The organism is Shewanella sp. 10N.7 (assembly GCF_020806285.1).
In the GTDB taxonomy this organism is placed as follows: domain Bacteria; phylum Pseudomonadota; class Gammaproteobacteria; order Enterobacterales; family Shewanellaceae; genus Shewanella; species Shewanella electrodiphila.
This window is the reverse complement of sequence record NZ_JAJGZS010000024.1, coordinates 24,316-49,014: the sequence shown is the minus strand read 5'-3', so window position 1 is coordinate 49,014 and position 24,699 is coordinate 24,316. Positions and strand designations below refer to the sequence as shown.

The window sequence follows — 24,699 nt, the reverse complement described above, 5'->3', positions numbered from 1 at the left end:
TAAAAAGATATCTCCCAATAATGTCTAAAAGTGAACGTAACATTATATCCAAACAAACAAATTTATTTTATCCCTTTAAAGGATAATGATTTATAACCCTTTGCTTATATCATTACCTCTATGAGTCATCACAGTAAAAATAAATAATAAAAAACCGAACCATTCAATGTTGTCTCTCGTCTTTACTCTACATCTTGTTAAAACCTTACATGGAGTATCTATTTATCCGACAAGCACAAATAGAACTTTGGGTACTTGAAGCGCAAGCTGGAAATTTAAAAGCGTTTGATCAGCTCTATCAGCACTTTTATCCGCAAGTATTGTCGTTTGCATATAGAACAACCAGCAACAAAGGGCTAGCTCAGGATGCTGTTCAAGAGGCATGGCTTAAGCTTTCAACAACAATGAATAGAATAAATGATCCTGCAGCATTTAAGACTTGGTTATTTAAACTAACTCATTGGCAAGTTTTAGATATGGTCAAAAGCAATAAAAAGCATATGTACACCCCACTTGATGCAGTAGGTGAGATAGCAGCAGAAACCAAAACCGATACATCAGAGTTAGCACAAGCAATGAAGCATTTAAGCTTAATTGAGCATCAGGTCATTCATTTATTTTACTTAGAAGGCTTCAGTCTCAGTGAAATAAGTCACATTTTAAACATTGCTTCAGGCACAGTTAAATCAAGATTGTTTCGAGCCAGAGCAGCGTTAAAACAAGTATTAGATAAGGATTAATTATGAGTTTAGATGACAAAATACGTGAACAGCTTGAGCATGAAAATGAGTTATTAAAAGCCCAAATAAATCGAGACCCCAATTTGTGGAGTATGCTGGCAAGTGCCTATCAAGGTAGGCTAGGTGGCTGGATGATCATATCGACTATTGTTGCATTTGGTCTTTCTGCTCTGATGTTGTGGTGTGGCTATGAATTCTTTTTTGTAGAGTCATCAATGGCAACTAAACTGCAATGGGGAGTGGGCCTACTACTGAGTAGTATGATGCAAATAGCAATAAAAATGTGGACCTTTAATGAGATGAACCGCAGTGCAACCCAAAGAGAGATTAAAAAGCTAGAAATTGCGATTCAGACATTGAGTCAGCAAATCACAGAGAAGCAGAAATAGGTTTTGTGCAAGTAGGTGTATGTGTATGTGTATTGGGTAAATGTATTGGGATGGGCATGCTTGAGTGTGACACTGAGATGTAGGCACAAAAAAGGGAAAGCAAAGCTTTCCCTTTTAATTTAAGACTTAACGAATAATTGTTACACGTCTAAGTTAGCTACGTTCAATGCGTTAGTTTCAATAAAGTCACGACGTGGCTCTACTTGATCACCCATTAACGTTGTAAATAGTTGATCAGCACCTACAGCATCTTCAATCGTCACACGCAACATACGACGTGTTTCAGGATCCATTGTAGTTTCCCACAATTGCTCTGGGTTCATCTCACCCAATCCTTTATAACGTTGGATATAAAGACCACGTTTAGCTTCGCTCATCGTCCATTCAAGCGCTTCTAAGAAAGTTTCCACTTCCTTCATACGCTCACCACGTTTGATGTAACCGCCTTCTTCAATCATACCGTCCAACGCTTTACCTAACTTGGCAATCTGCGAGTAGTCGTTTGACTGGAAGAAGTCATAACTAAACAAGTAATTCGTATCAATACCGTGCTTACGAATCGTTAAGCTAGGTAGATAAGCTTTACGCTCTGGATCTAATACTGGCTCAATGCTGTAAATCACACCGTCAGACTCAAGTTCAATTAAGTCTGCCACGAATGCATCACACCACTGCTTCATTTGACCTTCATCAGATAGCATTTCATTGCTCACACCTGGATGATGGATCATACGATTAGTAATAGACTCAGGGTAACGCTTAGCTAAACGCTCAATGATTGCTTCAACTTCACGATATTGGCTCACTAAACGTTCTAAAGGTTCACCAGTCATACCTGGAGCGCCTTGAGTCGGATAAATATGAGTGCCATCTAACGCTTGAGTAGTTAAGTATTCAGTTAACGCTGGCTCATCTTTAAGATACTGCTCTTGCTTACCTTTTTTAACTTTAAACAAAGGAGGCTGTGCAATATAGATAAAGCCACGCTCAATTAGCTCAGGCATTTGACGGAAGAAGAAGGTCAATAGCAAGGTACGAATGTGCGAGCCATCGACGTCGGCATCGGTCATGATGATGATGTTATGGTAACGCGTTTTCTCTGGGTCGTAATCGTCACGACCGATACCACAACCTAGTGCAGTAATTAACGTTGCCACTTCTTGCGAAGATAACATTTTATCAAAACGTGCTTTTTCAACGTTTAAGATTTTACCTTTAAGCGGAAGAATCGCTTGGTTTTTACGGTTACGTCCCTGCTTGGCAGATCCGCCAGCAGAGTCCCCTTCCACTATGTAGATTTCAGAAAGACCAGGGTCTTTCTCTTGGCAATCTGCAAGTTTACCTGGCAAACCACCTAAATCTAATGCGCCTTTACGACGAGTCATTTCACGAGCTTTACGCGCTGCTTCACGGGCACGTGCAGCATCAACAATTTTGCCAACAATTAACTTAGCATCAACTGGATTTTCTAATAGGTAATCATTTAACTGCTCACCCATTGTTTGTTCAACAGCGCCTTTCACTTCACTTGAAACCAATTTATCTTTGGTTTGTGAACTGAACTTTGGATCTGGTACTTTTACAGAAATAACTGCGGTCAAACCTTCACGAGCATCATCACCCGTTGCGTTGGTTTTGCCTTTCTTATTGAAGCCTTCACGCTCCATGTAGTTATTTAAGTTACGTGTTAATGCACCACGGAAACCCGCTAAGTGAGTACCACCATCACGTTGTGGAATGTTATTGGTAAAACAGAAAATGCTTTCTTGATAACCATCATTCCACTGCATTGCGACTTCAACGGTAATGCCATCTTCACGTTCTTGAGTAAAGTGGAATACGTCTTTGTTGATTGGTGTCTTGTTACGGTTCAAGTAATCTACGAATGCGCTAATACCGCCGTCGTATTTAAAGAATTCATTGCGCTCATCACGTTCGTCAACAAGACGGATACCCACACCTGAGTTCAAGAATGATAATTCACGTACACGTTTGGCAAGAATATCAAAATGGAACAAGGTATCTGAGAAGGTTTCAGCACTTGGCCAAAAACGGATATGAGTCCCAGTCTTTTCAGTATCACCAACTGGTGCGATAGGCGCATCTGGAACACCCATAGTGTAGAACTGTTCATAAATATGACCATCACGACGAATGATCATTTGCAGTTTTTCAGATAATGCGTTTACTACCGAAACACCTACACCGTGCAAACCACCAGAAACTTTGTATGAGTTATCATCGAACTTACCACCAGCATGAAGTACGGTCATAATCACTTCTGCAGCTGAAACCCCTTCTTCTTCATGGATTGCAACTGGAACACCACGGCCATCATCTGTAACAGATACAGAACCATCAGCATGAATGGTGATAGTAATGTCATTACAGTGACCTGCTAAGGCTTCATCGATAGAGTTATCGACCACTTCGAATACCATGTGATGAAGACCCGTACCATCATCTGTATCGCCGATGTACATCCCTGGTCTCTTACGAACTGCATCAAGGCCTTTTAAAACCTTAATACTCGAAGAATCATAACTATTCTCTGACATATTTCTCTCTCGTTTTTATTCAACTACCGTGACTTGCCCGTGTTCCACATGAAACATTTTACTTGGCGGGCTTGCCAGCGAATCGACTATTGCAACAGGATCAATCGCTGTGACAAAAATTTGTGCACCGGTTTCGGTTAACTGTTTTAGCAATAGCTGCCTATGTTGTGCATCCAACTCAGATGGAAGATCATCCACAAGGTAAATACTATGCTTGTTCTGTTGTTCTTGAAGCAATTTGCCTTGTGCAATACGCAGTGCACAGACTAATAATTTTAACTGTCCTCGGGATAACGCATCTTGCACGGGTAGGTTGCCAACACGTAATCGCAAATCTGCTTTGTGTGGTCCACTACCTGTATTACCCGATGATAAATCTCGGTGATATTGAGTTTCGAGTAACTCGGAAAAATCCGTTTTGCTATCCCAGCCACGAGTAAAGGAAACTTTAATATCAACTCGTGGTAAAAACTCTTCGATTATACCCTTAAGTAGCTCATTTAACGAGTCTACATAGTGATTTCGTATCGAAGTAACTTGTTCAGCATACCGCACCAATTCCTTATCCCAAAATTGAATTGTGGCATAAGAAGATCCATCTCTAAGTAGCTGATTTCTTTGTTTTAAAATTCTTCTCGTATTTACCCATGCTTGATAAAAATTAACGTCAGCATGAAAAGCGCCCCAATCAATGAATTGACGGCGGGCTTTTGGACCTTCAAATAGCAAAGAAAAACTTTCAGGGGTGATAACTTGAATAGGTAACGTTTCAGCTAAAACAGATAATCGCTTCACTTTATCGCCATTCATTTTGACATCAATGTCGCCATTTCTAAAACGTCTTAGGCCTAATTTCGCTTCACCCGACTCCATTTCGAGTTCGGCAAATAACGTTAGGCTGTCTTGCTCAATATTAATCACCCTTTGCGATAAGTGACTTCGAAAAGAACGCCCCATTCCCAAAAAATATATAGCTTCTAATATACTGGTTTTTCCACTGCCATTTTCACCATAAATCAAGTTTAAACCTGACGCTGGGATTAATGACGCCGAAAGAATATTACGAAACTGGGCGATATTAAGACGGGTTAAACTCATGAGTGGTAATTTCTCAAACCTATCAACAAAGACATAAAACTAAAAAAGGTGCCTTAATGTAGCACCTTCTTGGGATAAAAACGTTTCGGTAATCTATTTAGTTCAATAGAAACTATAAACGCATAGGCATCACGACATACATTGAATCTTCTTCGGCGTGGTTTTCTATTAACGCACTCGAGTTTCCATCAATAAGCGTGATTCTGACGTCGTCACTGGCTAAGTTATTCAATACATCTAGCAAATAGCTTACGTTGAAGCCAATTTCTAAATTTTCAGCGTTATATTCAACATCGATAATTTCTTCAGCTTCTTCCTGCTCAGGGTTATTGGCAGTAATGCGCAATAAACCAGGCTCAAGCTGAATACGCACCCCACGGAACTTCTCATTAGATAAAATAGAAGCTCGTGTTAATGCTTGTTTTAAGTGGTTTCGACTAGCAACGACAATCTTATCACCACCTTTTGGCAATACCCGGCGATAATCAGGGAAGCGTCCATCAACTAACTTACTGGTAAATACTGCATTGTCAGTGGTCGCACGTATAGCACTATCGCCAATAGCAATATTAATTTCTTTGTCTTCACTTTCTAGCAAACGAGACATTTCTACCACACCTTTACGCGGCACAATGACTTGCTTTTCAGGTAGTGCAATACCAATGTCACGATGACTTAATGCTAAACGGTGTCCGTCAGTCGCAATCGCTTTTAATGAAGTACCAGACGTTTCAAATAACAAACCATTCAGGTAATAACGCACATCTTGGTTAGCCATTGAAAATTGAGTTGAATCAATAATCGACTTAAGCGTGCCTTGTTTAAGGCTAAATTCTATTTCAGCTTGGAATGCTTCAACATTCGGGTAATCGGATGCTGGTAAGGTTGCTAAAGAAAATCGGCTTCGGCCTGAGCGCAATAACCATTTGTTTTCTTGTTGCTCAATCTTGATTTCGACTTGTTCTGGAAGTGACTTAACAATGTCTAATAGCTTTTTAGCAGGAACTGTCGTACTGCCCACTTCAACTTCACCTTGAATAGGAGCTTGACCAACAAGCTCAACCTCTAAATCCGTACCTGTAAGCTTAAGTGAGTCCTCACTAACTTCGATTAGCAAGTTGGATAAAATAGGTAAATTGTGACGTCTTTCTACTGCGCCACACACTAATTGAAGTGGTTTTAATAGGGCATCCCTATCAATTGAAAATTTCATTCGACTCAATTTCCTGATATTAAGAAGATAATGTACGTATCAAGTTAGCATAATCTTCTTTAATGTCATGACTTTCTTCACGCAATTGGGCAATTTTTCTGCATGCGTGTAATACGGTAGTATGATCACGACCCCCAAAGGCATCCCCAATTTCAGGTAAGCTTTGGTTTGTTAGTTCTTTTGATAATGCCATCGCGACTTGACGAGGTCTCGCAACACTGCGAGAACGACGCTTAGATAACATATCAGCCATTTTAATTTTGTAGTATTCAGCAACCGTCTTTTGAATATTATCAATGGTCACTAATTTTTCTTGCAGTGCTAATAAATCACGTAATGCTTCACGGACAAAATCAATTGTGATGGGTCTGCCGGTAAAGTTAGCGTTGGCAATCACGCGGTTTAATGCGCCTTCCAATTCACGAACATTAGAACGTAAACGCTTAGCAATAAAGAAAGCCACTTCATCAGGAAGGTTAATACCACTCTCTTCTGCTTTACGCATTAAGATTGCCACACGGGTTTCCAGTTCTGGAGGCTCAATCGCCACCGTTAAACCCCAACCAAAACGTGATTTTAAACGATCTTCTACCCCATCAATTTCTTTAGGGTACTTATCAGATGTCAGAATGATCTGATGATTACCTTCTAATAGTGCATTGAAGGTATGAAAGAATTCTTCTTGTGAACGATCTTTATTGGCAAAGAATTGAATGTCATCAATAAAGAGTGCATCTACACTACGGTAATAACGCTTGAAGTCTTCAATTGCATTATTTTGCAATGCTTTAACCATATCCTGAACAAAACGCTCAGAATGCATATAAACCACTTTAGCATTGGGATTATTTTTAATAATGCCATTACCCACAGCATGTAATAAATGGGTTTTACCTAAACCGGTGCCGCCATATAAAAATAATGGGTTGTATGCTCCACCAGGATTTTCTGCTACTTGCAGTGCCGCCGCTTTACCTAATTGGTTTGATTTACCTTCAACAAAATTATCAAACTGGTAAGTTGGGTTGATGTTACTGCGATGGTTCGCATGTTCAACTGGCTCTGCTTGCGTATTAAATGCAGTGCTAACACGTGGCTTAGCTTGAGTGCTTTGCGGTTGTCTTACCTCTGCCTTTACAGGTGCAGGTGTTCTGACCGCTGACGGACGGCTACCAATATCAAAGCGCAGCTTAGGGGCATTTCCACCTAACTGTTCGGTAAAAAATTGATTGATGATATTGATGTACTTATCTCGAACCCAATCGAGTACAAAACGATTAGGTGCATAAAGTACCAAAGTATCGCCATCCATTTCAGCCTGTAACGGACGGATCCACATACTGAATTGCTGCGCAGAAAGTTCGTCTTGCAGCCTGCCGATACATTGTTGCCAAAGTGAAACCGCCACTTAAAATTCCTTAATATCGTTTGTTGAAGGAGGGGTATTCTATCGTTAGATCTCAATGATCGCTATCGATAAAAAAATATTTATCCCCAGCCTGATCATTGTATGTGGATATCTGTGATCTTTAAAGATCAAAAACGATCCAATTAATCGTATTTGTTCGCAGATCCTGCTTTATTAACCGATCACTCTTGATCTATAATAGCCACAGTTTGATCTCGTAAAACTGCCTTTGATCCACTACATGTAGTGTTGATTCACAGAGTTATCCACATCCTGTGGTGCATTTTTGGCGTTTAACGAAAAACTAATTAGGTAAAAATTGTTCATATAGCTACTTTCCTTGTTGACGGTAGTGATTAAAGTGATTACAATTCGGCCTCTTTTTTGCCCTTACCTCTTATTTTAAGAATGTAAGGTTTATTAACTACTAAATATACGGATTGCCAAAATGAGTAAACGTACTTTTCAACCAAGCAACCTGAAGCGTAAGCGTTCTCACGGCTTCCGCGCACGTATGGCCACTGTAGGCGGCCGTAAAGTGATTGCACGTCGTCGTGCAAAAGGTCGCGCTCGTTTATCTGCTTAATCGGTAGATATTCATAGTGACTAGCTATGCTTTTACGCGGGAGTTACGTTTGTTAACTCCCGCGCAATTTAAATCTGTATTTTCAAATCCCATCAAAGCATCTTCTGCTGAAATAACTCTGCTCGCTATACCTAATTCAGAACAACATCCTCGTATTGGATTAACAGTTGCTAAACGTTTTGTTAAAAATGCCAGCGACCGTAATCGTATTAAGCGAATAATCAGAACAAATTTCCGTTTAAGTCAGCATGACATCCCAAATCTTGATATTGTAGTCTTGGTTCGAAATGGCGTGGTCGATATGGAAAATGCAGAACTACATAAATTAACAGAGAAGTTATGGCGCAAGCTCAGTCGCCGTTACAATGGCTAGCCACCAAGGCTATTCGTGGTTATCAACTTCTTATCAGCCCCATGCTGGGACCTCGCTGTAGATTCAACCCAACGTGCTCTTATTATGCAATTGATGCAATAAAAACGCATGGAACTGCGAAAGGTTGTTGGCTTGCAGCGAAACGCATACTAAAATGTCACCCTTTACATCCCGGCGGAAGTGATCCCGTCCCCCCTAAAAACGACAGGTGTAACAAATAGGCTATGGAATCTCAACGCAATTTAATGCTTATCGCACTACTGTTTGTCAGTTTTTTACTTTGGCAAGCATGGCAAGACGATAAAGCACCACAACCGACAGCAACACAATCAGTTGTTCAAACGAATAACGTACCTTCGTCAAACATTGGCGATGTACCCGATGCTGATTCAAGCATGCCTGTTCAATTACCGGCGACGCAAAACCTCATTTCAGTAAAAACTGATCAGCTAGATATCAAAATCGACCCTGTCGGTGGTGATATTGTTTACGCAGCGCTGGTTGACCATAAAGTTGAAATCGACAGTGATGACTCATTTGTTCTATTAGAGCAAAACGGTACATTCAACTATATTTCTCAAAGTGGTTTAATCGGTCGTGATGGTATTGATAGCAGTACTCATGGACGTGCGCATTTTTCTGCTGAATCAGAAGAATATGAATTAGCGGCTGGCCAAGACTCTTTATCTGTACCATTAAGCTATGTAGATGCAAATGGCGCAAGTTACACCAAAGTATTTACCTTCACTCGTGGCCAATATGATGTGACTGTTGATTACAACGTAAACAACACCACTGCAGCTCCGCTTCAAATGCAAATGTACGGTCAAATTAAACAAACCGTTCAAGCATCTGAAAGCAGCATGATGATGCCAACATACCGTGGTGCAGCATTCTCTACTCAAAACGTGCGTTACGAAAAGTATGATTTTGAAGATATTGCTAAAAGTAACCTGAACCAACAAACACTGGGTGGTTGGGCTGCAATGCTTCAACATTACTACGTGTCAGCTTGGGTACCACCAGCAACTGATTCAAACACTATTTTCACTAGCATGAGTGCGGGTGGACAAGCGAACATTGGTTTCCGTGGTGCTGTTCATGATATTGCTCCTGGTACACAACAAACCATCAGTGCGCAGTTCTTTGTAGGTCCTAAAGACCAGAAAGCCCTTTCTTCTATTTCAGAAACCCTGAACTTAGTGGTCGATTATGGTTTCCTTTGGTGGTTAGCTATTCCAATTTACAAACTACTGATGTTCTTCCAGTCGATTGTAACTAACTGGGGTTTGGCAATTATCTTAATTACGCTTTCTGTTCGTGGTCTGTTATATCCACTGACTAAAGCGCAATACACCTCAATGGCAAAAATGCGTAACCTACAGCCAAAACTTGCTGAACTGAAAGAACGTTTTGGTGATGACCGTCAGAAGATGGGTCAAGCAATGATGGAGCTTTACAAGAAAGAGAAAGTTAACCCAATGGGTGGCTGTCTTCCTATCTTGCTGCAAATGCCAATTTTCATCGCATTATACTGGGTATTACTAGAAAGTTATGAATTGCGTCACGCACCATTCATGCTTTGGATTGACGATTTATCGGTTCAAGATCCTTACTACGTACTACCGTTACTAATGGGTGTGTCAATGTGGTTAATGCAGAAAATGCAACCAATGGCACCAACCATGGATCCTATGCAAGTTAAGATGATGCAGTGGATGCCGGTTATCTTTACTGTGTTCTTCCTATGGTTCCCATCAGGCCTAGTACTATACTGGTTAGTGGGTAACTTAGTGGCGATTACACAACAAAAGATTATTTATGCAGGTCTTGAGAAAAAAGGCTTAAAATAAGTCATAGCTCAAACTGATATAATTTTTAAAGGCGGCTATTAAGCCGCCTTTTCCTTTACTATTTTCAACAAGGTTTTCCTCAATGACAGACACTATCGTGGCACAAGCAACCGCACCAGGTCGTGGCGGCGTCGGTATCATTCGTGTATCAGGTGATAAAGCAACTGAAGTCGCGCACAGCGTTCTAGGCCACTTACCTAAAACTCGTTATGCCGATTACTGTGACTTTAAAAGTGCTTCTGGAGAAGTCATTGACCAAGGAATTGCCTTATTTTTTAAAGGACCTAATTCCTTTACTGGTGAAGATGTATTGGAACTACAAGGCCACGGCGGTCAAATCGTACTAGACATGCTGATTAAGCGTGTGATGGAAGTTGAAGGACTTCGTATTGCTAAGCCAGGTGAGTTTAGTGAACAAGCCTTTATGAACGACAAGCTTGATTTAACCCAAGCTGAAGCCATTGCCGATTTAATTGATGCCACCAGCGAACAAGCTGCTAAAAGCGCCTTAAACTCGCTCCAAGGTGAATTCTCAGATGAGGTACATCAACTCGTAGAGCAAGTCACCAACTTGCGCTTATACGTTGAAGCAGCGATTGATTTTCCCGATGAAGAAGTCGATTTCTTATCAGACGGTAAAATTGCCAACTCACTGTATAAAATCATCGATAAACTTGATTCAGTCCAAGCGAGTGCGAAACAAGGCTCAATTATCCGTGAAGGCATGAAAGTCGTTATTGCAGGCCGTCCGAATGCGGGTAAATCGAGTTTACTGAATGCATTAGCAGGTAAAGAGTCTGCCATTGTGACTGAAATAGCAGGTACGACTCGTGATGTGCTACGTGAACATATTCACCTTGATGGTATGCCACTGCATATTATCGATACTGCGGGTTTACGTGACACCGTTGATACCGTAGAAAAAATAGGTATTGAGCGAGCTTGGGATGAAATAGCCACTGCAGATAGAGTGTTATTTATGGTTGATGGCACAACCACTACTGATGTTAACCCTCATGATATTTGGCCTGACTTTATCGACCGTCTACCATCAAGACTTGGCGTCACTGTTGTACGTAACAAAGCTGATTTAACCGGCGAGCCCGTTATGACCACAGATGAACATGGTTATAACGTTTACCGCATTTCTGCTAAAACAGGTTTAGGCGTTGAAGAACTTAAACAGCACCTTAAGACATTAATGGGTTACCAAAGTAACCTAGAAGGCGGCTTTATCGCCCGTCGTCGCCATTTAGAAGCATTAGACTTAGCATCAAGTCACTTACAGCTAGGTAAAGAACAGCTGGAAGTGTATTTAGCAGGGGAGTTACTGGCAGAAGAACTGCGCATGGCACAAATGGCGCTATCTGAAATTACCGGTAAGTTCACCTCTGATGATCTATTGGGTAAAATCTTTAGCTCATTTTGTATTGGTAAATAAGTTCCACATTTAAAAGAGAAATTCAGTGTCTATAGCATCAAGCACATTAGCAAATACCGTCATCGTTCTCGACTTTGAAACCACAGGTTTATCACCAGATAATGGTGACCGCGCAATTGAAATTGGTGCCGTAAAGCTAGTTGATGGTGTGGTAGTTGATTCATTTCAAGAATTGATGAATCCAGGTCGCCGTGTAAATAGTTTTATTGAAAACTACACAGGTATTAGTAATCAAATGCTGCAAACAGCCGATGACTGCGAAACGGTCATGGCGCGGTTTGCTAATTTTATTGAAGACTTCAACCTTGTAGCCCATAACGCTAGCTTTGATAAGAAGTTTTTAGATGCTGAATTCGAGCGAATTAATTACCAATACTCTGGACAGTTTGCTTGTTCTTTATTGCTATCACGCAGAATTAACCAAGATGCGCCCAATCATAAATTAGGGACCTTGGTGGATTATCATCAATTACCCAATGATGGTGTATTTCACCGCGCGTTAGCCGATGCCACCATGACAGGCCATTTATGGCTTCACCAGCTTGAAACGATTGAGCTACACCGTCCACATCAAGTCATAACGTTCGATAATGTTCAAACAATCACTCGTTTACCCAAAGCCAAAGTGATGGATTTTATCAACAAAATATAATGACGAGTTTTTAATAAAAACACGATATCGTGTATTCAGTTTAGAATTTATGCCAGCTTGAATGTTGGCATTTTTGGGTTTTATCACTGTAATCTATTCAATAATTTGTTCAGGCACTTCTAATCCATATCGTTCAAAGTACTGATTTATCTTACCTGTGTCGCCATACTCTTTTATCAATCTAGCCACGTCAGAATACAATTTAACTGCTTTAGACTTTTTAGGTATGCTGATATACATAGGATTTTCAAAAGTATCTACAAGAGTAATTTTTTCAAACTTACCCTCAAATAACTCAACATTATGAGAAGCTGAGGTAACGGCAACATCTATACGATTCCTTTCTAACATTCCCACCAATTGCTGTGTTTTACCCACCAGAGTTAATTCCCTACTCTCGAAAGTTGAAAATGTTGGTGAATAAAAATTACCTCGAATAGCACCAACTCTATAATTATCGAGTTCTTTATATGATTTTATATCTATGTCTAACCTAGGAGATTTATAAAAATTCAGATTTCTTATGTAATAACCGTATGCGATTGGGTATAGAAATACTTGTCTTGCTTCAGTCATAGAATGGCGAACTAATAGATCTACCTTGCCACTTTCAGCCTCTTTAATAGAACGGATCCATGGTACATTTTCCCAGTTAATCTGATGTCCTAGCTCAATAAAGATATCAGTCATCATTTCAGGAACGACACCTTTGCATTCGCCATTTTCAAAAAATAACTCAGGAGGGTAATTGCGGCAATGTGCAGTGAATGTTTCAGCAAAGATATTCGAGGAAAAAAATCCAACAAAACAAATGATCAATATTTTCATACGCCTCCTTTTTCATCTAATACTTGCAATAAAGTCACACTTAAACAGTGTAGTTCAAACAAGCTAATTAGGAATAATATGCGGAGACTTTATCAAGGCTAAGCCTGTATCGAGTGCAGAGTTTTACTCTCCCCCTTACTTAACCTATGCCGCACACTGTTGCTGCGGCATGTTATTTAACCACTCTTGAAATTTAGCTATCCCAGGTAAACGCTTATCTGAATGCCCCAATAACTGCACAATGGCGTAGCAATATTGATAATATAGTTGAACATCATTACCATCTTTATCGGCATCATCAGTGTTAATTATTGCGCCGCGTAAATAGTTAATCACTAACTCACCTCGATTAAAGCCTTCAACTTTACCAATTCTAGCAATCATCTCATTGAACCATACAAAGTAAGCATCGTAGCTTTGCTTATATGCTAACTGATAAACTTCACTTGCCTGTGATAGCACCTCAGAGTTAGGCATAACTCTTTCAATAACAAAAGTCTTATTCACTAAAGTGTCGTGTAATCGCCAACATTGATGAGCTAAAAATTGAATGAGAGGATCTTGATAATCCTGTTTATCAAGTTCAGCTTGAGCACTCCAGCGATTTAAATCATTAATAGCAACCGCGACCATTAAATCAGCCTCTGTCGGAAAGTGATTATAAATAGTCCCTTTTGAAATCTGGCTCGCTTTGACTAAATGTGAACGGCATAAATCAAAAGTTTTATGTCCTTTTAAGCATCGTTGTGACACTTCAACTAGGTATTCACCTCTTTGTTGCCAACTTCCCATGTTACATTCCTTACTTCATATCAAAATTATGTTATCAGTTCACATTCACACGATAACAAGCTTTTTACGACTTCGATATTAAGTAATACTGATACCACTATGAACATTATCAATAGCCAGTTTTTCTACAGCCTATGTTAAAAATTGAATTACTAGAAAGCTTCATTGCCGTGGCTGAAAATGGCAACCTTTCGAAAGCAGCTGAGCAAATTTGTCGAACTCAATCAGCATTGAGTTTGCAAATAAAAAAGTTGGAAGAGAGTGTCGGCCAGCCATTATTAATACGCGATAATAAAGGGGTAACACTGACAGAGTCTGGTGTCACTTTACTCAATTACGCCTATAAAATGATGCAACTGAATTCACAAGCTTTAGATGATTTAAAAGATAGTCAAAACCGTGAAATCATCCGTCTTGGCGTGCCAACAGACTATATAAAACGTTATCTAAGTAGCTGTTTACTTGAATTTATTCGTGAATTCACTCGTATAGAATTAGTGATTGATACAGACGTGAGTGGCAACCTTTACAAACGCCTAAAGCAAGGTGAGTTTGATGTGATAGTCGCGACACATTGGCAAACACCGGCCAACGGTGAATTACTGTTTGAGCGACGTTTTCATTGGGTTGCTGCTAAAAATGGTAATGCTCATAAACGTAGTACGATTCCAATGGCTTTATACCCAGAAAACTGCCCTATTCGTGCCCAAGTATTTGCTAACCACCAACTGACAATGCGCTCGATCAACGTATTACTTTCAACGCCCTCACCGCAAGCCTTATGTATGGCGGTTGAAAATGATCTGACTATTGCACCCGTTGCCGAATTTAGGATCAACGATAAAATGCAAATATTAGATCCCGTTGAACATGGCCTACCCATTTTACCTGTGTTCAATGAAGCGCTATATCTCAATCCAGATACTCAAACAGATGCTACCCAGCAACTGATCACTCTAATCAAAGCCAATGTTGAAAACTTAGCAGAAGTGGCTGATAGCTAATAATTCAAAACGATTAAAAAACAAAAAGCCCCTAACCAGATAGTTAGAGGCTTTCAGAAGACTTCATAAATGAATTTAAATGGGGAAATTAATAACTCATTATTTGTACTAACTCAATCTTCTTTTGAGGCGTGACAATTAAGTATTATTTTTTGTGCTTATCATACTTAAACGTATGACAGTCACTACAAATCGGCTCTTTCGCTTTATGTTCACCATGACATTCCTGACAAGGTAACTCTTTACCGTAATGTAAGTTGCTATGTGGGTTTTGCCACTTATCCTCTTCACTACGGGCAGTTGTTTCAGCTAATTCATCCACATCATGACATTGTTGACACGCTTGGTCTGATGGAAATTGTTTAATACCATTGTCATGACAAGCTTTACAATCTTTGCCGATAACGTCTTGATGGTAAGCTCTGATTTCTACCGCTTGTACTGTTGCACTACTTAAGCAAAGTAATCCCAATGCAAGCATCATCTTTAATGTTTTCATCAATAATTCCTCTTGTTAATTGGGTTAAGCTTTCATTGTGCTACGGGCGGCTGTCATACCCATAACCATACATTCAGGGATAGAACAACTACCTAAACGGCTCACACCATGGATACCACCACACACTTCACCTGCGGCATATAACCCCTTGATAGGGTTACCTGTAAAGCTATCTTTCACTTCAGCTTTAGTAGTAATTTGCACGCCGCCTTGGCAGTAATGCACTTTTGGCCATAAACGAACCACGGTAAATGGTGCTTCAATATACTTATCTTTCGCTTTGGTCATGTTCTTGCCAAACTGAGTATCTTCACCAGATTTAACGTACTGGTTATATTCTTCAATTTGGGTTTTAAGTGCTTTTAATGGCACTTTGAAATGCGCAGCTAATTCTTCGACAGAATCAAACTTCCAGCCGATGTTATACTTAATGACCTTTTTAGTATTAGGATGCTTTTTAGAATCCTTATAGCTGGTAATTAAGATTGGTGGTAATGCATTGCCTTTTTCATCACGACAAGCTAACTCAGCATCAGCACGGGTTTTACGGTCGGCAATTTCATTCATGAAGCGCTGACCAGTTAAACGGTTAATCGCAATTGAATGTGGAAAGTTATAAATAGAGTAGTTAGACACATAGCCAAATCCACCTTCATCAGGTGATGCCCAAGGGCCAGATTGAATATGCGCTAAATGGACAGGTACCGCGCCTAAGCGGAACATTTCATACATCCCCTCACCTGTAGCACCAGGCGCATTGGTACAACCCACTTCAGAGGTTAATGTTGGATCTTGCGCCATACGTAAATTAACGTTTTGAGCAAAGCCGCCAGTTGCCATTATCACACCGCGTTTTGCGCGGATATTAATAATTTTTCCAGGTTGATCTTCGCCAAAGTGGTAGTTATCACGCATTTTAACGCCTACAACTTCACCTTTATCACCAATCAAGAAACCTTCAAATTTCGAGCGATTATGGGTATGAACACCCAATTCACGACACTTATGTAATAAAGGCTGAGTGATACCCGCGCCACAACTCACAGTTGTTTGGTAAGTACGCGCAACCGAGTGACCGCCAAGTTGCTGTAAATATGGATGGTATTCAGACCCCGCATCAAAGGTCATTTGCAACGCTTCCATTGCATGTTCTGCAACATGGCGTAATAAAGCTTCATCAGCGATACCACGTCCAGCAGCCATTTGATCAGCAACCATGCGCTCTACTGAGTCATTCACGCCTTCTTTAGATTGCATTGGCGTACCAGGGGCGGCAAACAAGCCACCATTAATCGCCGAATTACCACCAAAATAAGACATTTTCTCGAAAATATGGACATCTTTAGCGCCTAGTTTAGTCGCTTCAATTGCGGCGGCTAATCCTGCGAAACCCGAACCAATAATGACAATTTCAATTTCCTTGTCCCACTTAACACCGTCTGCCTTTTCAGAAACAGCCATCGCAGGTGCTACCATTGCAGCCCCTGCTGCTACACCTAGTCCAGCAATAAATTTACGGCGTCCTAACAGATCTACATTACTCATAGGTCATCACCCTTTGTTTAAATTGACCCTTTCATCATAAAGATGGAATCAATTCCAAAAAGGGAATTAGGCAGCAGTTAGCTATATCTAAAGGAGTAGATATTCGAAAATAAAATGTAGCTCATAATTTAATCAAATATGGATGTGAGTTACCGATTTGGAATAGGTTCCAAATCGGTAACTCACAATAAAATCGAGGGAAATAACAAGTAAATTACTGCTGAGTAAGAGAAACTGTCAATTTATCTACTAACAACCTTACTTTAGGAGACAAATGACGGTTTTGTGGGTACAAGGCCCAAATACCTTCTTTTTCTTGTTGAAACGGTGCCAGTAATACCGTTAACTTATTATCGTTAATAGACTGCTGAACGTAATATTCTGGCAGTTGTACAATACCTAAGCCTTTTAATGCCGCATCAAGTAAACTAATGCCACTACTACACTGCAAGTTCCCTTGCACTTTTATACTTCTATTTTTACCTGATTCAGTAAAGTGCCAATGGGATAGTGAGCCGATTAAGCAATTATGCTGGCTCAGTTCTGATAACGAATAAGGTGCACCAAAACGGCTAATATACTCAGGCGAAGCGCAAACAAATTGTTCTCGGCTAGTTAATCGTTTAGCCATCATGCTTGAGTCTGCTAATCGGCCTAAACGAATAGCAAGATCATAGCCGCCTTCTACCAAATCTAATTGTCGATTGGTTAACTCACATATAACTTCTACATCTGGATATTGCTGCATATAGTCAGTCACAATCGGCATAATAAATTTTTCACCGTAAGTTACAGGCGCTGTCAGTTTAATCAGGCCTTGAGGCTTATTCTGTAAACTGGTTATCGCCCGCTCAGCTTCTTCAAGACCATCGATAACTTGACGGCAATGACGATAAAAAACCTGTCCTTCTTCGGTTAACGATACTTTTCGTGTCGTGCGATAAAACAGTTTGGTACTTAGTCTATTTTCAATTTGACTAATTTGACGACTGACTTGTGCTGTTGAAATCGACAAACGCTTACCCGCAGCAGTAAAGCTATCCGTTTCAGCTACTGCAACAAATTCATAAACTCCTTCCCATGGCAACATTATTACTCACTCGTAAAAGTCATTTGTAATTTAAGCTTATTATCAACTGACAGAAAATAAATACAATAGACTTATCTTCTACACTGTGTAGATCCACATTTTTATCGTCACGCCAAAAGGACAAACACAATGTCAGCACAATATATAAAATCTAAAGCCGCTGTTGCATGGGGAGTGGGACAACCATTATCAATTGAAGAAGTGGATGTCATGTATCCAAAAGCGGGTGAAGTCATGGTTAAGATTATTGCTTCTGGTGTTTGTCATACCGATGCTTTCACCTTGTCAGGCGATGATCCAGAAGGTATTTTCCCGGTCATTTTAGGTCACGAAGGTGGCGGTATTGTGGAAATGGTCGGTGAAGGCGTTACCAGTGTACAAGTAGGTGACCACGTCATTCCGCTATACACAGCCGAGTGTGGTAAATGTAAATTCTGTACTTCAGGTAAAACCAACCTATGTAGCGCAGTACGTGAAACCCAAGGCAAAGGTTTAATGCCTGATGGTACGACACGCTTTTATAAAGATGGTCAGCCAATTTTCCACTACATGGGCTGCTCAACCTTTTCAGAATATACCGTGCTTCCAGAAATCTCTTTAGCAAAAGTGAATCCAAAAGCCCCACTTGAAGAAGTGTGTTTATTAGGCTGTGGTGTAACAACAGGTATGGGCGCCGTATTTAATACCGCTAAAGTGCAAAAAGGCGACACTGTGGCCATTTTCGGCCTAGGCGGCATTGGTTTATCAGCCATTATTGGTGCCACAATGGCTGGTGCGAGTCGCATTATTGGGGTTGATTTAAACGAATCAAAATTTGAATTAGCCACTAAATTAGGTGTGACTGATTGTATTAATCCCAAAAATTATGACAAACCAATTCAGGATGTCATTGTGGAAATGACGGATGGCGGGGTAGATTTCTCGTTTGAATGTATTGGTAACGTTAATGTCATGCGCAGTGCACTTGAGTGTTGTCATAAAGGCTGGGGCGAATCGGTTGTTATTGGTGTTGCCGGTGCAGGCCAAGAAATTTCAACCCGTCCATTTCAATTGGTCACTGGTCGAGTTTGGAAAGGGAGTGCATTTGGCGGTGTTAAAGGCCGTAGTCAATTACCCGGTATTGTTGAGCAATACTTAAATGGTGAATTTAAGCTGGATCACTTCATTACTCATACCATGGGTCTTGAAGGAATAAATGATGCCTTTGATTTAATGCATAGCGGTGAAAGCATCCGTTCAGTCATTCACTTCGATAAGTAAATATTATTGTTGTGTTGGATTAATATCATGCCCTTAACCTTATGCTAAGGGCATTTTTATCATAAGCGATCAATCAAATGACTTTAGAAAACGTCAGTAGTAATAAAATGTTCGGCGGCTGGCTAAAGCAATATCGCCACCATTCAGATACGCTAAATTGCCACATGCGCTTTGCTATTTATCTGCCGCCACAAGCCGCTTCACAAAAAGTTCCTGTGCTTTATTGGCTGTCAGGACTCACCTGCACCGACGAAAACGTCATGCAAAAATCAGGTATTCAGCGTGTTGCCGCAGAATTAGGTATCGCCATAGTTGCCCCAGATACCAGTCCACGTGGTGAGAATGTCGCAGATGATGAATCTGCAGCCTATGATTTTGGATTAGGAGCAGGGTTTTACCTCAATGCTACCCAAGCCCCCTTTAATACTCACTATCAAATGTATGACTATGTGGTGAAAGAGCTGCCAACATTAATTGAGCAGCATTTTCCTGTCAGTAACATGCGCAGTATTAGTGGTCACTCAATGGGCGGCCATGGTGCTATTTCGATTGGCCTTAAAAACCCTGAGAAATATCAGTCAATTTCAGCATTTAGTCCGATTTGTAACCCTATAAATTGCCCTTGGGGACAGAAGGCCTTTAATGGTTATTTAGGATCAGATCAAACCACCTGGGCTGAGTACGATAGTAGTGAATTAATGAAAAATTCGACGGTTAAACTGCCTATGCTGGTGGATCAAGGCACTGAAGATAACTTCTTAACCGAACAACTAAAGCCTGAAACCTTAGTTGATGCCGCCAAAACTCAGCAATCCCCACTGACATTACGCATGCAGGAAGGTTATGATCATAGCTACTTCTTTATCAGTAGCTTTATAGAAGATCATCTTCGGTTTCATGCAAAGTACTTATTAAAGTAAGTCATTATTTGTTATGACCGAACACAAAAAGGGAGTGAATAATCACTCCCTTTTTGATCCGTTATAATGAATATATTTTAGAATTCACGACACATTTATGAATTATTTTGCGCCAATTTTGCAAAGTACTTCTTAGAAGCAGCTCTGACTTTAGGGGCTAATAAAATTGCAGAGGTCATGGTTGGAATCGCCATTAAGGCATAAGCAGCATCAATAATATTAACGATTTCTTGAATTGTGGCTGTTGCAGCAAATAAGATCGCCAGCAAGAAAAAGCACTGATATAAACGTAGTCTTTTACGGCCAAATAAAAATGCAAAACATTGCCCACCGTAAAAAGCTTGCGTGAAAATGGTACTAATACTGAAAAACACCACACAAAGGATCAGTAAATAGGGACCAACGCCAGGCATAGTCACTTCAAATGCTTGAGCTGATAAGTTCACACCTTGCGCTTCCCCGCCTTGCCAAACCCCCGATATTAAAATGATCATAGCCGTTGCGGTGCACACAATTAATGTATCAATAGCAGGGCCTAACATGGCTACTAAGCCTTCTTTAACTGGTTCATTAGTTTTGGCACTCCCGTGAGCCATTACCTCAGTACCAATGCCCGCCTCATTAGAAAAAGCAGCTCTGCGGATCCCAATTAACATGGTACCTAATATGCCTCCTCCCACAGAATTAAGTGAGAAAGCTTCACTAATAATCAGCTCAAAATAACCGGGAATATCAGTTAAATTAGTGGCAATCACATAAAAAGCACAACCCATATAAATGAAGATCATTAATGGCACCACTTTAGATGCCACCGATGCTATACGTTTGATCCCACCTAAAATGACGCTTGCGACAATCAACATCACTACAATACCCAGGGAAAGATCGACCCAAAAAGTTGATTCACCAGCTGGAAAATGTCCCGGTTTCACGATTAGCCATTCACGAATGATCTGCACTAATTGATTGGCATTAAATAATGGAAAGTTGCCCACTAAGCCTACAACACAGAAAAATACCGCTAAAAAGTGCCATTTCTTAGACAGTCCTTGGGTGATAATGTACATAGGTCCACCTTGTACATCACCATTTTCATCTTTACCGCGATACATAATAGCCAAGGTACAAGTAAAGAATTTCGTCGCCATCCCCACAATCGCACTGATCCACATCCAAAAAATAGCACCAGGTCCACCCACCATTATAGCTACGGCGACACTACCAATATTGCCCATTCCCACAGTGCCTGCCATCGCACTGGATAACGCACCAGCATGTGTAATATGGCCTTTAGCCCCTTTTTCAGGGTATTTCCCTCTGACTATATTGATGGCATGACCAATATAACGAAATGGGATAAACCTAGAATAAATAAGGAAAAAAAGACCACCACCGACTAATAGAACCAGCATGTGTGGCCCCCATGCTAAATCAGCAATTTCAGCCGTAATAGAAACAAGAGACATAGATAAGTTACGCATTTGTTAAAAGTTATCTTTGAAAATACGGACAAAAAGCGCTTTGTGCAATGACAAATCTGCGTAAACTATGCTTAAAACTATGGTTAATCGTAGCCAAAAATAAGGTGTTCACATGGCAAAAGTAGAGATATTAGTCGGTACAACGCAAGGCGGAACCGAGTACGTAGCAGATGATATGGCGGCTCAATTGACCGATATAGGCCACCAAACTCAAATACATTTAAGCCCAAATCTAACTGATTTAGACCCAGATTCACTGTGGTTAATTGTCTGTTCAACACATGGAGCTGGCGATCTTCCAGACAATATTGAGCCCTTTTATCGGCAATTATTTGGTAATAATGGCGATCTTAAGTCGTTAAAATATGCTTTATGTGCCATTGGTGATTCAAGTTACGATACTTTTTGCCAAGGACCTGAAAAAATAATTTCTGAGCTAGATCGTTTAGATGCAAAGCCAATTGTGAATAAGATCCAAATTGATGTACAAAGGGATCCTGTGCCTGAAGATGCTGCTTTAGCTTGGTTATCTGAGTGGCAAGCAAGTATTTAATCAATCAACTTAGTTAATATCTTCATTTATACTCACAATATTACCCAATCTTATCCACAATAAGTTAATTTAGAAGATAACTATGTGGATAAGCTATTATTTTATCCGATCATAACTTTGTATTGATCTACACCCGATCTTGTTAATGATCCCCCCTGTGGATAACTAGGCGATCTATCCCCAAGTTATATTGAAATAGATCGCAGCTAGATCACAGGATCGTTTTGACGTTACCTAATGATTATAAACAAAAAATAAGGTTTTCCACAGAAAAGGGCGATCCTAATAGTAATAGTAATAAAAAGATCTATTTAAAGATCTTAAGATCTATTAAGCGAAGCGTGTCTGATCAAAATGAGAAAATTGATCATTCCCGAAAGGCAAAGCAAGTGCTAAAATACTCGGCTGAAACAGTCTTTCGATTTAAATTCTGATTTAACTGTAAATTAGAAAAATTACTTTTATCCAAGGTTACAAAATGCATTTTCATGAACGGTTTGATGTAATTGTTGTTGGCGGTGGTCATGCCGGAACGGAAGCGGCACTTGCAGCAGCAAGAATGGGATCAAAAACCCTCTTACTGACTCACAATATCGATACCCTCGGACAAATGTCTTGTAACCCAGCCATAGGCGGAATTGGTAAAGGTCATTTGGTTAAAGAAATTGACGCTTTAGGTGGAGCAATGGCAACAGCCACTGATTTCGCTGGTATTCAATTTAGAACCTTAAATTCAAGCAAAGGCCCAGCGGTAAGAGCTACTCGTGCACAAGCTGATAGAGCGCTTTATCGTCAAAAGATCCAACAAATTCTTCAACACCAACCTAATTTACGTATTTTCCAACAAGCAGTAGATGACTTAGTTGTTGAAAATAATAAAGTTATTGGTGTAGTTACTCAAATGGGATTAGCATTTGAGTCTCCAAGTGTTGTACTGACAACAGGCACTTTTTTAAGCGGAAAAATCCATATTGGATTAGAAAACTACAGCGGCGGACGTGCTGGTGATCCACCAGCTATCGCATTAGCAAACCGTTTAAAAGAATTACCAATTCGTGTAGGACGTCTTAAAACAGGCACACCACCAAGAATCGATGCAAACAGCATTGATTTTGACAAGATGCAAGAGCAAAAAGGTGACACGCCATTGCCGGTAATGTCGTTCATCGGTGATGTAAGCCAACACCCGCAGCAAGTCTCTTGTTATATCACTCATACCAATGAAAAAACACACGATATTATTCGTGGAGGACTTGATCGCAGTCCAATGTATTCTGGGGTTATTGAAGGCATTGGCCCAAGATACTGCCCATCGATTGAAGATAAAATTAATCGTTTTGCTGACAAGACTTCGCATCAAATATTTATTGAACCTGAAGGTTTAACGACTAATGAGATCTACCCAAACGGGATCTCAACCAGTTTACCATTTGATGTTCAGCTAAATTTAGTCCGATCAATTCAAGGTATGGAAAATGCTGAGATCATTCGACCAGGTTATGCCATTGAATATGATTATTTTGATCCACGAGATCTGAAGAATTCATTAGAAACCAAAAATATTGATGGTTTGTTCTTTGCTGGACAAATCAATGGTACAACCGGCTATGAAGAAGCCGGTGCACAGGGTTTACTTGCTGGTATGAATGCTTCATTACAAGTTCAAGGCAAAGAAGCTTGGTGTCCAAGACGTGATCAAGCTTATATTGGTGTTTTAGTTGATGATCTATCAACTTTAGGGACAAAAGAGCCTTACCGCATGTTCACTAGCCGTGCGGAATATCGATTATTGCTGCGAGAAGACAATGCTGATTTACGTTTGACTGAAAAAGGTCGCGAACTTGGCCTTGTTGATGATGAACGTTGGCAGAAATTTAATGAGAAAAGAGAATCGATTGAAACTGAATTACAGCGTTTACGCAGTAATTGGGTTCATAACAATTCACCTTTGTTAGATGTATTAAATCCTGAATTAAATACGCCTATTTCACGTGAAGCTTCGTTTGAAGATTTATTGCGCCGTCCAGAAATGGATTACCAAAAGCTCATGAGCTTAGAAGGTTTTGGCCCAGCGATTGAAGATCCACGCGCTGCAGAACAAGTTCAAATTCAAGTAAAATATTCGGGCTATATCCAAAGACAGCAAGGTGAAATCGATAAAGCCATTCGTCATGAAACCACTAGTTTACCGTTAGATCTTGATTATCAAGAAGTGGCAGGCTTATCTAATGAAGTCATCGCTAAGATGAATGAGCATAAGCCAGAAACCATTGGCCAAGCTTCTCGGATCTCTGGAATGACGCCTGCTGCGATTTCTATTTTACTTGTTCACTTAAAAAAACGCGGTTTATTGCGTAAAAGCGCCTAAATAGCAGTAAAAAGTTGTGTTTTAACTAATAAGGGAAGCTTTGAGGCT

The 24,699-nt window shown here is 40.2% G+C and carries 23 protein-coding genes; 13 read left to right on the top strand and 10 right to left on the bottom strand.

Annotation, left to right across the window (positions count from 1 at the left end; genetic code table 11):
* Positions 1-209 precede the first annotated feature (209 nt).
* Both LMH66_RS15205 and LMH66_RS15200 read left to right on the top strand, forming a co-directional pair.
* Entirely contained in the window at positions 210-740 is a 531-nt protein-coding gene (locus LMH66_RS15205) for an RNA polymerase sigma factor (RefSeq protein ID WP_229370995.1), read from the top strand.
* Between the two features lie 2 nt (positions 741-742).
* A complete protein-coding gene (locus tag LMH66_RS15200; RefSeq protein WP_102529112.1) occupies positions 743-1,129 on the top strand; it encodes a DUF6768 family protein in 387 nt (128 codons plus the stop codon).
* Between the two features lie 140 nt (positions 1,130-1,269).
* Here the strand turns inward: LMH66_RS15200 and gyrB are convergent, their stop codons facing one another.
* From gyrB to dnaA, 4 genes are all read right to left on the bottom strand, one after another.
* A complete protein-coding gene (gene gyrB, locus LMH66_RS15195; protein WP_229370993.1) occupies positions 1,270-3,687 on the bottom strand; it encodes a DNA topoisomerase (ATP-hydrolyzing) subunit B in 2,418 nt (805 codons plus the stop codon).
* 15 nt (positions 3,688-3,702) lie between these two features.
* The gene (gene recF, locus LMH66_RS15190; RefSeq protein WP_229370991.1) at positions 3,703-4,785 is read right to left on the bottom strand and encodes a DNA replication/repair protein RecF; all 1,083 of its coding nucleotides are present in this window, start codon (positions 4,783-4,785) and stop codon (positions 3,703-3,705) included.
* A 112-nt stretch (positions 4,786-4,897) separates the two neighbouring features.
* Positions 4,898-5,998, bottom strand: coding sequence for a DNA polymerase III subunit beta (dnaN, locus tag LMH66_RS15185; RefSeq protein WP_102529115.1), 1,101 nt, complete (start codon positions 5,996-5,998; stop codon positions 4,898-4,900).
* A 19-nt stretch (positions 5,999-6,017) separates the two neighbouring features.
* Entirely contained in the window at positions 6,018-7,406 is a 1,389-nt protein-coding gene (dnaA, locus tag LMH66_RS15180) for a chromosomal replication initiator protein DnaA (protein WP_102529116.1), read from the bottom strand.
* 448 nt (positions 7,407-7,854) lie between these two features.
* Here dnaA and rpmH point away from each other — a divergent pair, with 448 nt between their 5' ends.
* From rpmH to LMH66_RS15150, 6 genes are all read left to right on the top strand, one after another.
* Complete coding sequence (rpmH, locus tag LMH66_RS15175) at positions 7,855-7,992, top strand: 50S ribosomal protein L34 (RefSeq protein WP_011867659.1); 138 nt, start codon at positions 7,855-7,857, stop codon at positions 7,990-7,992.
* Between the two features lie 16 nt (positions 7,993-8,008).
* Positions 8,009-8,365, top strand: coding sequence for a ribonuclease P protein component (rnpA, locus tag LMH66_RS15170; RefSeq protein WP_102529117.1), 357 nt, complete (start codon positions 8,009-8,011; stop codon positions 8,363-8,365).
* Entirely contained in the window at positions 8,332-8,586 is a 255-nt protein-coding gene (yidD, locus tag LMH66_RS15165) for a membrane protein insertion efficiency factor YidD (RefSeq protein WP_102529118.1), read from the top strand. Before rnpA ends, yidD begins: the two co-directional genes overlap by 34 nt.
* A 3-nt stretch (positions 8,587-8,589) precedes the next feature.
* Positions 8,590-10,218: a membrane protein insertase YidC gene (gene yidC / locus LMH66_RS15160; RefSeq protein ID WP_102529119.1), complete on the top strand. Its 1,629-nt coding sequence runs from the start codon at positions 8,590-8,592 to the stop codon at positions 10,216-10,218.
* Positions 10,219-10,300: 82 nt separating this feature from the next.
* On the top strand, positions 10,301-11,659 hold the full coding sequence (mnmE, locus tag LMH66_RS15155) for a tRNA uridine-5-carboxymethylaminomethyl(34) synthesis GTPase MnmE (protein WP_229370989.1): 1,359 nt from the start codon (positions 10,301-10,303) through the stop codon (positions 11,657-11,659).
* Between the two features lie 25 nt (positions 11,660-11,684).
* The gene (locus tag LMH66_RS15150) at positions 11,685-12,311 is read left to right on the top strand and encodes a PolC-type DNA polymerase III (protein WP_229370987.1); all 627 of its coding nucleotides are present in this window, start codon (positions 11,685-11,687) and stop codon (positions 12,309-12,311) included.
* Between the two features lie 93 nt (positions 12,312-12,404).
* Here the strand turns inward: LMH66_RS15150 and LMH66_RS15145 are convergent, their stop codons facing one another.
* Together LMH66_RS15145 and LMH66_RS15140 are read right to left on the bottom strand one after the other, a co-directional pair.
* A complete protein-coding gene (locus LMH66_RS15145; protein WP_229370985.1) occupies positions 12,405-13,139 on the bottom strand; it encodes a substrate-binding periplasmic protein in 735 nt (244 codons plus the stop codon).
* Between the two features lie 144 nt (positions 13,140-13,283).
* Positions 13,284-13,931 (bottom strand): TetR/AcrR family transcriptional regulator, encoded by a 648-nt coding sequence (locus tag LMH66_RS15140; RefSeq protein WP_102529122.1) that lies wholly within the window; start codon positions 13,929-13,931, stop codon positions 13,284-13,286.
* 134 nt (positions 13,932-14,065) lie between these two features.
* Here LMH66_RS15140 and LMH66_RS15135 point away from each other — a divergent pair, with 134 nt between their 5' ends.
* Positions 14,066-14,935 (top strand): LysR family transcriptional regulator, encoded by an 870-nt coding sequence (locus LMH66_RS15135; RefSeq protein WP_229370982.1) that lies wholly within the window; start codon positions 14,066-14,068, stop codon positions 14,933-14,935.
* 145 nt (positions 14,936-15,080) lie between these two features.
* Here the strand turns inward: LMH66_RS15135 and LMH66_RS15130 are convergent, their stop codons facing one another.
* The 3 genes from LMH66_RS15130 to LMH66_RS15120 all read right to left on the bottom strand — a co-directional run bounded on the left by LMH66_RS15130 (position 15,081) and on the right by LMH66_RS15120 (position 18,069).
* Positions 15,081-15,434, bottom strand: a complete 354-nt coding sequence (locus LMH66_RS15130; RefSeq protein ID WP_229370980.1) for a cytochrome c3 family protein — start codon at positions 15,432-15,434, stop codon at positions 15,081-15,083.
* Between the two features lie 24 nt (positions 15,435-15,458).
* On the bottom strand, positions 15,459-16,979 hold the full coding sequence (locus LMH66_RS15125) for a flavocytochrome c (protein WP_229370978.1): 1,521 nt from the start codon (positions 16,977-16,979) through the stop codon (positions 15,459-15,461).
* A 214-nt stretch (positions 16,980-17,193) separates the two neighbouring features.
* Positions 17,194-18,069 carry a LysR substrate-binding domain-containing protein gene (locus LMH66_RS15120; RefSeq protein ID WP_229370976.1) on the bottom strand — a complete coding sequence of 292 codons (876 nt, stop codon included), beginning with the start codon at positions 18,067-18,069 and terminating at the stop codon, positions 17,194-17,196.
* Positions 18,070-18,198: 129 nt separating this feature from the next.
* On the opposite strand from LMH66_RS15120, the gene LMH66_RS15115 reads away from it, so the two are divergent.
* A complete protein-coding gene (locus LMH66_RS15115; protein ID WP_229370974.1) occupies positions 18,199-19,329 on the top strand; it encodes an S-(hydroxymethyl)glutathione dehydrogenase/class III alcohol dehydrogenase in 1,131 nt (376 codons plus the stop codon).
* A 77-nt stretch (positions 19,330-19,406) separates the two neighbouring features.
* The gene (gene fghA, locus LMH66_RS15110) at positions 19,407-20,249 is read left to right on the top strand and encodes an S-formylglutathione hydrolase (protein WP_229370972.1); all 843 of its coding nucleotides are present in this window, start codon (positions 19,407-19,409) and stop codon (positions 20,247-20,249) included.
* A 95-nt stretch (positions 20,250-20,344) separates the two neighbouring features.
* Here the strand turns inward: fghA and LMH66_RS15105 are convergent, their stop codons facing one another.
* Positions 20,345-21,730, bottom strand: coding sequence for an alanine/glycine:cation symporter family protein (locus LMH66_RS15105; RefSeq protein WP_229370970.1), 1,386 nt, complete (start codon positions 21,728-21,730; stop codon positions 20,345-20,347).
* Between the two features lie 112 nt (positions 21,731-21,842).
* On the opposite strand from LMH66_RS15105, the gene mioC reads away from it, so the two are divergent.
* Both mioC and mnmG read left to right on the top strand, forming a co-directional pair.
* Positions 21,843-22,283 (top strand): FMN-binding protein MioC, encoded by a 441-nt coding sequence (mioC, locus tag LMH66_RS15100; RefSeq protein ID WP_229370968.1) that lies wholly within the window; start codon positions 21,843-21,845, stop codon positions 22,281-22,283.
* Between the two features lie 478 nt (positions 22,284-22,761).
* Positions 22,762-24,651 carry a tRNA uridine-5-carboxymethylaminomethyl(34) synthesis enzyme MnmG gene (gene mnmG / locus LMH66_RS15095; RefSeq protein ID WP_102529130.1) on the top strand — a complete coding sequence of 630 codons (1,890 nt, stop codon included), beginning with the start codon at positions 22,762-22,764 and terminating at the stop codon, positions 24,649-24,651.
* Positions 24,652-24,699 lie beyond the last annotated feature (48 nt).

Bases quoted from the DNA above. Each gene is read 5' to 3' on its own strand.
- yidD (WP_102529118.1), top strand. From the start codon at position 8,332: ATGGCGCAAGCTCAGTCGCCGTTACAATGGCTAGCCACCAAGGCTATT.
- LMH66_RS15115 (WP_229370974.1), top strand. From the start codon at position 18,199: ATGTCAGCACAATATATAAAATCTAAAGCCGCTGTTGCATGGGGAGTG.
- LMH66_RS15125 (WP_229370978.1), bottom strand. From the start codon at position 16,979: ATGAGTAATGTAGATCTGTTAGGACGCCGTAAATTTATTGCTGGACTA.
- LMH66_RS15105 (WP_229370970.1), bottom strand. From the start codon at position 21,730: ATGCGTAACTTATCTATGTCTCTTGTTTCTATTACGGCTGAAATTGCT.
- mnmE (WP_229370989.1), top strand. From the start codon at position 10,301: ATGACAGACACTATCGTGGCACAAGCAACCGCACCAGGTCGTGGCGGC.
- LMH66_RS15130 (WP_229370980.1), bottom strand. From the start codon at position 15,434: ATGAAAACATTAAAGATGATGCTTGCATTGGGATTACTTTGCTTAAGT.
- recF (WP_229370991.1), bottom strand. From the start codon at position 4,785: ATGAGTTTAACCCGTCTTAATATCGCCCAGTTTCGTAATATTCTTTCG.
- LMH66_RS15205 (WP_229370995.1), top strand. From the start codon at position 210: ATGGAGTATCTATTTATCCGACAAGCACAAATAGAACTTTGGGTACTT.
- fghA (WP_229370972.1), top strand. From the start codon at position 19,407: ATGACTTTAGAAAACGTCAGTAGTAATAAAATGTTCGGCGGCTGGCTA.
- LMH66_RS15120 (WP_229370976.1), bottom strand. From the start codon at position 18,069: ATGTTGCCATGGGAAGGAGTTTATGAATTTGTTGCAGTAGCTGAAACG.
- LMH66_RS15200 (WP_102529112.1), top strand. From the start codon at position 743: ATGAGTTTAGATGACAAAATACGTGAACAGCTTGAGCATGAAAATGAG.
- dnaN (WP_102529115.1), bottom strand. From the start codon at position 5,998: ATGAAATTTTCAATTGATAGGGATGCCCTATTAAAACCACTTCAATTA.
- yidC (WP_102529119.1), top strand. From the start codon at position 8,590: ATGGAATCTCAACGCAATTTAATGCTTATCGCACTACTGTTTGTCAGT.
- rpmH (WP_011867659.1), top strand. From the start codon at position 7,855: ATGAGTAAACGTACTTTTCAACCAAGCAACCTGAAGCGTAAGCGTTCT.
- gyrB (WP_229370993.1), bottom strand. From the start codon at position 3,687: ATGTCAGAGAATAGTTATGATTCTTCGAGTATTAAGGTTTTAAAAGGC.
- LMH66_RS15145 (WP_229370985.1), bottom strand. From the start codon at position 13,139: ATGAAAATATTGATCATTTGTTTTGTTGGATTTTTTTCCTCGAATATC.
- mnmG (WP_102529130.1), top strand. From the start codon at position 22,762: ATGCATTTTCATGAACGGTTTGATGTAATTGTTGTTGGCGGTGGTCAT.
- LMH66_RS15140 (WP_102529122.1), bottom strand. From the start codon at position 13,931: ATGGGAAGTTGGCAACAAAGAGGTGAATACCTAGTTGAAGTGTCACAA.
- mioC (WP_229370968.1), top strand. From the start codon at position 21,843: ATGGCAAAAGTAGAGATATTAGTCGGTACAACGCAAGGCGGAACCGAG.
- LMH66_RS15135 (WP_229370982.1), top strand. From the start codon at position 14,066: ATGTTAAAAATTGAATTACTAGAAAGCTTCATTGCCGTGGCTGAAAAT.